Genomic DNA, 10917 nt, shown 5'->3' with positions numbered 1-10917 from the left:
CCTGGCCGTTTGCGAGGATCAGGTCTTCAGCCGCGCCAGGCTCTCCTCGAGCGAGAGCGCCCCGCGTTCGAGCGCATCGGCCAGCTCGTCGATCGCCCCGCCCCCGCCGCTCAATTCAGCCGCGCAGGTCGCGCACAGGTGCGCGGCCAGCCGATCGAGCGTCGGGAAATCGAAGATCACGGTGGTCTTCAGCGCGAGGCCGAGCGTGTCGTTGATGCGGCGTACCAGATCGACGGCGACGATCGAATCGACACCGAGCTCGGACAGGGCGAGCGTCGGGTCGAGTTCGTCGGGCGCGAGCTTGAGCGCCTGCGCGACCGCCTCGCGCAGCGCCGCATCCACGCGCGCGCGCGGATCGGCTGCCGACGCGCCGGCCTGCGCGGGCAGCGACGGCAGTTCGCCCGAGACGCGCGGCGGGTGGGTCGCTGATGCCGGTGCCGCCGCCAGCGCGGCGGCCCGCTCGGCATCCCGCGCCGGTGCCGCCGGTGCCGCCGGTGCCACGGGAGCCGCCGGAGCCACCCCGGCCCCGGCCTCGCCATGCGTCTGCTGTCCGGCGCCGCGCGGCGCGACCTGCGCGATGCGTCCGTCGCTCTCCGCCACGATCACGTGCTGGCGGATCACCGACGACACCTCGGCCGACAGCGCGCTGCGCGAGAAACCGACCTCGGCCAGCACCCGCGTCCATTGCGCGGCCGTCAGGCCGGGGCTGCCCTCGAGCCGCACCTCGCGATCGACGGCGGCCCACCAGCCGTCGAGCAGGCCGAAGCTGAGGGTGGTGAACGGCCGCTTGCCGGCGATCTCGTTCATCACGAGCAGGCCATGGCGCGCCAGGCAGCGCTTGACGTTGGCCAGCGTCGCGGCGATATCCCGGGTCGCATGCAGCACGTTGGCGGCCACCACGATGTCGACGCTGCCCGGATCGATCCCCTGCGCATCGGGCGCCTGCTCGGCGTCGAACAATTGCAGCGTGAGATAGGGCGCGACGCCGGAATACTGCTCGCGGGCGTGCAGCAGGAAGTGCTTCGAGACATCGGTGTAGACGTACTCGATGCGGTCCTGGAAACGGCCGAGACGCCGGAACAGCCCGTCGCTCGTGCCGCCGGTGCCGGCCCCCACCTCGAGGATGCGCACCGGCGCAACGCGCTCCGGATCGGCCAGCGCATCGGCGATGCGGCGCTCGACCACGTCGGCGACGAGATCGTTGAGATAGTCCGCGAACACGTTGCGCTTGTAGATGCCCTCCACCAGCGCCATGCTGCCGCCCGGGAACATCACCTCGGTGGCCGGCAGCTCGCCGCGCAGCACCCGCGGCAGCGCATCGAGGCAGGCCTCGGCGAGCGCGACATGGGCGGCGAGATCGGGGAAATCGGCCAGCAGGCCGGCCGCGCCGGGTGCCGCGCGCGACGGCTGGGCGTGGTCGTCGGCGAGGATCCTCAGGATCTCCTCGAACAGCGGCGCGTGACGCTCGACCACCCCCAGCGCGCGGCGCGCGGCGTCGGCCGAGGCCGCGCCGGGCAGCGCCCGGGCCAGGCCGAGGGCCTGCATCGCCTCGCGCAGACGCGCCACCACGAAGGCGTTCAGCGCGATGTCGGCGGCGTCGATGTCGCGGATCGCGGCCGCATCGGGCACGCGCGCCTCCAGGGCCGCGACGGTCGCGGCCAGGCGCGACGGCGCCCGCGCGGGCAGCAGCCGCTGGCCCGCCGCCTCGAAGCCGAGCGATTCGCGCGCGGCCGGCGCGAGCCGGATCGCGAGCAGTTGCCCGATCTCGTGCGCGAGCGCGGCCTCCTGCACGGCCATGCCGTCGTCGGGCTCGATCGAGCCGATGCCGAGCGCGGCCATGCGCTGCCGGGTCCGCTCGTTCGCGACCACGCCCACGCTGCCCCAGTAGCCCCAGTTGAGGGTGAAGACCGGGAACGCGCAGGCGCGGCCGAGCGCGCGGGCATAGCTGTCCTGGAAGGTGCAGCCGGCCGCGTAGTTGGCCTGCCCCGCGCCGGCGCGGAACGATTGCATCGACGAATAGAAGCCGAGCCAGTCGAGGTCCTCGCGCATGAACACCTCGCCCAGCACCGCGCTGCCCGCCACCTTCGGCGCCAGCGCCTCGCGCAGGGCCGTCTCGTCCATCCCGCGCACGCTGGCGTCGCGCAGCACCAGGGCCGAATGCAGCACGCCGTTGATGCGGCCGTGGCTCGCGCGGATCGCGTCGCGTACGCGTTCCAGCGCCTCGCGCGCGCTCACGTCGACCTGGAAATAGTCGACCCGGGCCTGCTCCGTCGAGGCGGCCGCGAGTTGCTCGCGCAACGCCGCGTCGAGCGCGCGGCGGCCGAGCCAGATCACCGTGGCACGGTAGCGCCGCACCAGGTGCGCGGTCAGGATTCGGCCGATGCCGCCCGCCCCGCCGACGATCACGTAGACGCCGCCCTCGACGAAGGCGGCACGGCCGGCGGGCGGCAGTTCGAGCGGCGCGATCCGGTGCTCGTAGCGCAGGCCGTCGCGCAGGGCCACCGGGAAGGCGCCGGCGCGATGCGGCTCGCCGGCGATGGCCGCGGCCAGCCGCGCCGGATCGGCGAGCGCGGCACGCCCCACGTCGATGCCGCGCACGCGCCAGTGCGGATATTCGCTCGCCAGCGCCTGCGTGAAGCCCGACAGCGCGGCGCCGCCGATATTGATCTCCTGCTGCAGCGGCGGCGTCTCGCCATCCTGCGTGACCACCACCACGTCGAGCGCGCGCTGGTCGAAGCCCGCGTCGACCAGCGCCTTCACGCAACGGAACCAGGCCAGCGTGGTGGCTTCGAGTTCCTCGGCGACATGGCGCGCGTCGAGCCGGTAGCGCGCCTGGCCGACCACCGCCGCGAGGAAGTAGACGGTGTCGACGACGCCGGCCGAGCCGAGCGCCTCGGCAAACGCCGCGCCGCCGTCGACGGCCGGCGCGTTCGCGGCCCGCGCCGCTGCCGCCGCACCACCCAGCCTCACCCACACCGCGCGCGAATGGGCCGCCGCCAGGGCATCACCCAGCGCGACGCCCGCCTCGCGGCTGACGATCAGGGCCGTCCCGGCCGCCGGGGCGGCTTCGGCCACCGCGACGGCGCCCGCGCGCTGCCAGCGGCCCGCGTAGCAGAGCGGCTCGATGGCCGGCTTCGCGGCGCGCACCACCAGGTCGCCGAGCACGGCATAAGGTTCGCCGGCCTCGTCGACGATCGCGAGATCGTAGTGCCCGGGCGCGGTGCGCCGCACGTGGACGTGAACGCTCGCCGCCTCGATCGGCCTCAGCACCGCGACGCGGCCGATCGAATAGGGCAGTTGCAGTTCGCCGGCCGCGCCGCGCGCGCCGGCGATGCCCGCCACGCATTGCAGCGCCGCGTCGGCCACCGGCGGCGGCAGCAGGAAGTCCGTCCCGGTCTCGCCGCGCGCGGGCCGCGCATCCACCAGACCGAGCGCTTCCTGGTCCCCGCCCCACAGGCCGAGCACGCGACGCAGGCCCGGACCATACTCGATGCCGTTGCCGCGATGGGCCTCGTAGAAGGCCTCGCGCCCGGCCTCGCCCTCCCACCAGGGCGCCAGGCGCGCGCGCAGCGCCGCCGGCGCCTCGCCGGCGGCCGCGGCCTCGGGCGCATCGAGTTCGGCCGTGCCCTGCGCATGCACGCGCCTCGCGCCGTCCGCCATCGAGGCGATCTCGAAGCGCAGCACGCCGTCATGGCGTTCGAGCTGCGTGACGACCGCCACGCTCTCCTCGCCCACCACCAGCGGCTGCATCCAGACCAGCTCCGTCAGGCTGGCGCGCCGCTCGGGATAGACATGGCGCGCGGCCTCGAGCACCAGCTCGGCATACGCGACGCCGGGCAGCACGCGCTGGCCGCGCACGCGGTGCTCGTCGACCAGCGGCAGCGCCGGGCTCAGCGTGGTCTCGAAGGCCACCCGCGGCCGGTCGGTCAGGCTCGCGGCCGGCAGCATGCGCGACAGCAGGCTGCCCGGGCGCGCCGCCGAGGCGGCCGGCGTGGGGCGCACCGGCACCCAGCAGGCGCGGCGCTCGAACGGATAGGGCGGCAGGTGCGTCCGCCGCGCCGAAGGCAGCGCGAGAGCGGGCGCCTCCCAGTCGAGTTCCAGGCCGCAGGTCCAGAACTGGGCGAGCTTGTCGATCCGGCCGGCGGCGCTCCACGACTGGATCACCGCGCGCCGCACGTCCTCGTCGCCGAGCACGTCGCGGCTCTCGGCGCTCGCGCGGCCATGCCAGCCGTTCGCCGACGAGGCGCCGTCGAGGAAGCCGCGCAGCGCGTCCAGCAGCCCGTCGAGCGTCGACACCACGAAGGCGGCGCGGTACTCCATCGGCTCGCGGCCGACCCGCAAGGTCCAGGCGACATCGTCCAGCGGCGGCGCATCGGGCCGCGACAGCGCCTCGATCAGGTCGGCGACCCGTACCCGCAGCCGCTCCTCGGTGCGCGCCGAGATCGGCACCAGCAGCCGCGCCCCGGGCGCCTGCGCCGATGCGGCGGGCGCCTCGACGGCCGGCGCTTCCTCGATCACCACGTGCGCGTTCGAGCCGCCGGCGCCGAACGAGCTGACGCCCGCCACGCGCGGCATCGGCACGCCGTCGACGAGCGGCGCGCGCCACTCGCCCAGCTCGCGCTGCACGGCGAACGGGCTCGACGCGAAATCGATGTAAGGATTCAGCTCGGCCGAATGCAGCGACGGCGCGAGCTGGCGATGCCGCATCTGCAGCAGCACCTTGCAGACGCCGGCGATGCCCGCGGCCGATTCGCCGTGGCCGATGTTGGACTTGGCCGAGCCGATCGCGCAGAACTGGCCGCTGGCGCCGAGCTCGCCGAAGGCGTGGACCAGCCCCGCGATCTCGATCGGGTCGCCCAGGCTGGTGCCGGTGCCGTGCGCCTCGATATAGCTGATCGCGCGCGGCGCGACGCCGGCCTGCTCGATAGCCATCGAGATGGTGGCGGCCTGCGCGCCCGGATTCGGCACCGTATAGCCGTTGGCGCGACCGCCGTGGCTCAGCGCCGTGCCCTTCACGATGCCGTGGATCGCGTCGCGATCCGCCAGCGCGCGCGCCAGCGGCTTGAGCATCACGCAGCCCACGCCCTCGCCCGGGATGTAACCCTCGCCGCCCTTGCCGAAACTCTCGCAGCGCCCCTTGGTGGAGATGATCCGCGCCTGGCTCAGCACCGCGTACTTGTTCGGATGGATGCTCAGGTTCACCCCGCCCGCCAGCGCCACGCCGCATTCGCCGTAGGCGATGCCGCGGCAGGCCAGGTGGATCGCCGTCAGCGACGACGAGCACATGGTGTCGAGCGACATGCTCGGGCCGTGGAAGTCGAAGAAATAGGACACGCGGTTGGCGACGCCGGCGGTATTGCCGGGCAGCCCGAAGATGCGCCGCTCGGCCTGCTGCTGGAAGCCGTAGAGCTGATATTCGGAATACATCACGCCGACATAGACGCCGACGCGCTGGTGCGGGGCGCGGCCCGCGTCGGCCAGGGCCGCGCGCGTATAACCGGCGTCCTCGATGGTCTCCCAGGCCGCCTGCAGGAACAGCCGCTCCTGCGGATCCATCATCTCGGCCTCGAGCGGCGAGATCCGGAAGAACAGCGGATCGAATTCGTCGACGCCGTCGATGAAGCCGCCCCACTTGCTGTGGATCCGGCCCGGCTCGGCGGCGCCGTCGTCGTAGTAGTGCGCGAGGTCCCAGCGCGAGGCCGGGATCTCGCTGATGCAGTCGCGGCCGTCGCGCAGGTTGCGCCAGAACGCATCGAGATCGCGCGCCTGCGGGAACCGTCCGCTCATGCCGACGATGGCGATGTCCAGCGGCGCGCCGGCGGCAGCGGCAGCGGCAGCGGCAGCGGCGGGCGCGGCCGGGGCCGCGGTGGAAGGCGCGGATGCCGGGGCAGGCGCAGGCGCAACCGCGCCGGCGGTCTCGCGGCCGGGGCCGCCCGCTGCGTCGGCGGCCGGCAGCCGCCGCGCCAGCGCCGCATGATGCGTGCGGCCCAGGTAGGCGGCCAGCGCGGCCAGCGTCGGATGCTCGTAGACCAGCGTCTTCGGCAGCACGCCCAGGTCGCGTTCGAGTTCGGCCGTCAGCGCGAGCACGTTGGCCGAGTCGATGCCGTAGGACGAGAGGAAGGCATCGGGATCGAGCGAGGCGGCCGGCAGCCGGAAGATCCGCGCGAGCTTGTCGCGCAGATAGTCGAGCACCGCCTCGCCGACCGGCTGCGCGGCGGGAGCCCGGGACTGGGGCTGAACCGCCGGAGCCTGATCCCGGGCCGGGCTCGGTGGCGGCGCCGCGCCGTTGTCGAACAGCGCCAGGCGGCCGTCGCTCGGGCAGACGATCCACTGGTCTGCATCGCCGGCCAGCGCGTGCTCCAGAGCGGCCAGGCCGTCGGCGGTCTCCAGCGGCGCCATGCCGGTTTGCGCGCGCAAGGCCTCGATCGCCTCCGCCGCGACCCGCATTCCGCCCTCGCGCCAGAGCGGCCAGTTGATCGAGACGGTCCGGCCTTGCCGCATCCCCCGTGCCACGCACGCGTTGCGACGTGCCGCGAAGGCGTCGAGCCAGGCATTGGCGGCCGCATAGTCGGCCTGCCCGGGATTGCCCCATACGGCCGCGATCGACGAACAGAGCACCAGGAAATCGAGTGGCAGCGCGCGCGTGGCGCGATCGATCGCCTCGGTGCCGGCCAGCTTGGCGGCGAACACCTCGCCGGCCTGATCGGCCGTCTTGCGGACGATCAGCGCATCGCGCGTGAGTCCGGCGCAATGCAGTACCCCGTCGAGGCCGCCATGCTGCGCGACGATCTGCGCGACGCCGCGCTCGACCTCGTCGGCCCGGCCGACATCGACGGCCAGGTAGTGCACGCACGCGCCGGGCGCGCCGCCGGCCGCGAGCGCGGCACAGGCGGCCCGCGTCTGCTCGGAAGCCGGTGCCCGCCCGCTCAGGATCACGTCGACCTCGCCGAAGCCGGCCAGGTAGCGCGCGAAGAGGCGGCCGAGCCCGCCCAGGCCGCCGGTAATCCAGTACACGCCGCGCTGCCGCACCGGCAGCGGCCCGGCGGCCGGCGGTATGGCTTCGCGGTGGACTCGCCGCTCGCGACGGCCGTCGAGATGGCGGCACACGAGCGCCTGCCCGTCGCCGCTCGACGCCCGCATCTCGTCGCGCAGGATCGCGGCGCCGCGCGCGATATCGAGCGGGCCCGGCGCGAACACGAGCACCGGGCGAAGCCGCGGGTATTCGCGTGCCGCCGTGCGCAGCAGGCCCGCCAGCGGCGCATGCAACAACTCGTCGGCCTCGCCGGCGACCAGCACCACGAGGCGGCGCGGCTCGCGCACGCCGTCGGCGCTCACCCGGCGCAGCGCCTCGAACGCGGCGAAATAGACCGCCGCCGCGCCACGCGCGCCATCGTCGCCCGGCACCGGCAACGCGAATGCCGAGGCCGGCGCCGTTTCGGCGGCGATGCCGGCGAGCACCTCGGCCGACACGCCGCTCGTCACCAGATGAACCACCTCGTCCGACGGGACGCCGGTATCGGGCACCGCCTCCTCGCGCCACGCCGGCACGCCGTAGCGGACCTGCACCGGCGCCGTGCCGCCGGCCGGCCGGGCCGCGGCTTGCGCGTCGACGGCGTCGGCGCGGCTTGCCGTGCCGGCGCGCAACGCGAGCGCGGCGTCGATACGATGCCGGTCGCGCGCGAACGGATAGAGCGGCGCGGCCACGCGGCGCGTCGCGCGCCCCGCATGCAGCCGCGCCCAGTCGATCGTCGCTCCGTTCACCCAGGCATCGGCGAGACGGCGCAGCCCGTCGCGGCTGCGCGCCTCGAGCTCCGGCGACCGGGCCGGGCCGTCCCGGCGATCGGCCGGCGCGCCGGCGCCGAGGTCCACGCGCACCACGCCATGGGCGAAGTCCGCGCCCTGCCCGCCTTGCTCGGCATGGGCATCGAGCGCGGCGAGCAGCGCCTCGCGCGAGGCGACGACGAAGGCCAGACGATGCGCGAAGGCGGTGCGCCCGAGCTGCAGCGTCAACGCGAGATCGCCGAGCGTGGCCGGCTCCTCGTCGGTGATCGGCGCCGGCCCGCGCAGATGCGCGGCCAGCGCGGCACGCACGCGCTCGAGCCCGGCCGCGTCGCGCGCCGACAGCACGATCAGCTCGTCCCGGGCCGCCGGCGCGGCCGGCCGGGCCGGCCGGGCGGCGCCGCGCGCCACCATGAACACGTTCGAGCCGCCGATCCCGAAGGCATGGATGCCGCTCACGCGCGACTCGAGCGGCAGCGTCCAGCGCATCGCCTCGCGGGGAATGGTCAGGGCGGTCTCGTCGAGGCGCAGGGCCGGGTTGAGCGTCTCCAGGTTCGCGCAGGGCGGGATCAGGCCGCGCCGCATGCCGAGCAGGGTCTTGGTCAACGCGCCGATACCGGAGGCCGATTCGAGATGGCCGAAGTTCGCGCGCGAGCCCAGCGTGCAGCGCTTGTCGCCCCGGCCGGCCGCGCCCAGCGCGCGCGCGATCGCCTGCACCTCGATCGGATCGCCGAGCTGCGTGCCCGTGCCGTGCGTCTCGACATGGCCGATCGCCTCGGGAGCGAGGCCGGCGCTGGCCACGCCGCGCTCGATCACCTCCACCAGCGCGTGCAGGTTCGGGCTGTAGCGGCCGGCGGCGCGGCCCGAATGATTGGTGGCGCTGCCGGCGATCACGCCGTGGATGCGATCGCCGTCGGCCAGCGCCGCCTCCATCGGCTTGAGCAGCGCCAGGCCGACGCCCTCGCCGGGCACATAGCCGTTCGCGCCGATATCGAAGGTGCGTTCGCGACCGTCGGCCGACATCAGGCCGAGCCCGGCGAGCAGCAGGTACTTGCTGCGGTGCAGGCTCAGGTTCACGCCGCCGGCGAGCGCGAGATCGCATTCGCCGGCCAGCAGCGCCGTGCGCGCCAGATGCAGCGCCAGCAGGGAGCTCGAGCAGGCCGATTCGACCGTCATGCTGGGGCCGCGCAGGTCGAACTGGTGAGAGAGCCGGTTCGCGAGTTCGTGGGCGTAGCTGCCCGCGCTGGCATAACTGCCGGTGCGGGCGAGATGCTCGGCCGCCACCCAGGTGTAGTCGTCGTTCATCACGCCGATGTAGACGCCGGTGCGCCCGCGCGCCAGCGTCGCCGGCAGGCAGGCCGCGTCCTCGCAGGCGTGCCAGGCCGTCTCGAGCAGCAGGCGCGCCTGCGGATCGACCGCCGCCGCGTCGGCCGGCGTCATGCCGAAGAACAGCGCGTCGAAGGCATCGGCGTCCGCGAGCGCGCCGCCATGCCCGAGCGTCGCGGCCGCGGTCGCCTCGGCGTCGTCCTCGCCGACATGACGCGACCATTGGTCGGCCGGCAAGGCGCCGGTGGCCGGCCGCGCTGCGACCACGGCCTCCCAGAACGCCTCGAGCGTGGCCGCGCCCGGATAGCGGCCTGCCAGGCCGATCACGGCGATCTCGCGCCGCGCCGGCGCGGCAGCGTCTTCGGCGCCCGCGTGCGAGGTGGCGGCGGCTGGCGATGCAGCCGACGGCTGGCTCGATGCAACGGACGGTTCGCTCGGTGCGGCCGGCTGCTGGCTCGATGCAGCCACCGATTCGCTCCACACCGGCACCGCCTGACCGAACGCGGCCGGCGTCTCGCGGTGCAGATGCGCGGCCAGTTCGCGCAACGTCTGGTGCTCGAACAGCAACGTGGGATAGAAGGTCCGCCCGCAATGCGTCTCCAACGCACGCACCAGCGCGAGCAGGTGGGTCGAATCGAGACCGGCGTCGAAGAACGGCGTATCGTCGCCGAGCCGTCCGGCCAGCGCCACGCCCTGCGCCGCGAGCTGGTCGGTCACGAAGCGCCGGAGCGCCTCGTCGAAGCTCGCGCGGGTCGACTCGCCGGCAGCGAGCGCAGCCGCCCGGGCGCCGTCGTGCCCGGCCGCCACCGTCGACGCCGGCACGGCGCCAACGCCGACGTCGGCGCCAGCGGAGCGCGCCGCCTCGCCCGCCACGGCCCCTTCCGCCTCCCCCGGAGCCTGGTCGACCAGCCGCACGATATCCGCCGCCTGCCTCACGCGCTTGTACGAGAGCCGTTCGAACAGGGCCAGCACGCGGCCTTCCTCGTCGAGGATCCGCAGGTCGGAGCTGGTCACCTCGCGCCGCGCCGCGCCCGCGCCGCCGAGCTTGTCGCCATGACGGCTGGCGACCAGGATGCGCGCCGGAAACGGCCGCAACAGCCGCACCCGCTCGACCGAGAACGGGATATGCGGGCGGTCGTCGCGGAAGTCGGCGGCCACCTCGCCGACCAGCTTGAATGCACTGCCCGCGAAAGTCGCGCCGTCGAGCAGGGCCGGATGCGCATGGAAGCGCTCGCGCAGGCTTTCGGCCAGCGGGCCGAGCGACAGGCGCATCAGCTCCTCGTCGCCGCGGTGGAAGATCTCGCCGAGCGTCTGCATGAACGGGCCATGTACCACGCCGAGCTCGCGCACGCCGCGATAGACCTCGTCGACGCGCGTGCTGCGCTCGGCCGAGGCGATGAAGCCGGCCACGTCGAAATCCGCCTCGGCCGGGTCGCGCAGGTCCTCCGCATCGAGTTCGCGCAGCACGCATTCGGCATGCAGGTCGCGCCCCGTGCCCGGCACGCCCGAGCGCAGCGGCACGCTCGACAGCGAGACGGTCCAGCACCCGCGGTCCGCGCCGGGTGCGAAGCGCACCGTCATGCGCCGCGCGAGGTGTCCGGAGGTGGCCAGCGGCAGCCGGAACAGCAACTGCGCGAGTTCGAAGCGCTGATGTCCGAGCAGGTGCTGCCCGAGCCGATACACGACGTCGATCAGCGTCACGCCGGGCAGGATGCTCACGCCATGCACGCGGTGATCGCGCAGGATGAGGTTGTCGTGTTCGAAGTCCAGCTCGTATGACGCTGCATGGCGATGAGTCATGAGTGAGATTCC

1 protein-coding gene is annotated in these 10917 nt (G+C 74.2%); it reads right to left on the bottom strand.

Features of this window, described 5'->3' with window-relative positions; all coding sequences use genetic code 11:
- Positions 1–18: 18 nt before the first annotated feature.
- The gene (locus tag BM43_RS03250; RefSeq protein WP_045577436.1) at positions 19–10905 is read right to left on the bottom strand and encodes an SDR family NAD(P)-dependent oxidoreductase; all 10887 of its coding nucleotides are present in this window, start codon (positions 10903–10905) and stop codon (positions 19–21) included.
- Between the last annotated feature and the right edge of the window lie 12 nt (positions 10906–10917).

The sequence above is a fragment of the Burkholderia gladioli genome (genome assembly GCF_000959725.1).
GTDB lineage: Bacteria > Pseudomonadota > Gammaproteobacteria > Burkholderiales > Burkholderiaceae > Burkholderia > Burkholderia gladioli.
Note: the sequence above shows the minus strand (reverse complement) of the source record. Positions and strands in the feature narration are given on the sequence as shown.

Excerpts from the sequence above, each read along its gene's own strand:
- BM43_RS03250 (WP_045577436.1), bottom strand. The coding sequence starts at position 10,905 with ATGACTCATCGCCATGCAGCGTCATACGAGCTGGACTTCGAACACGAC.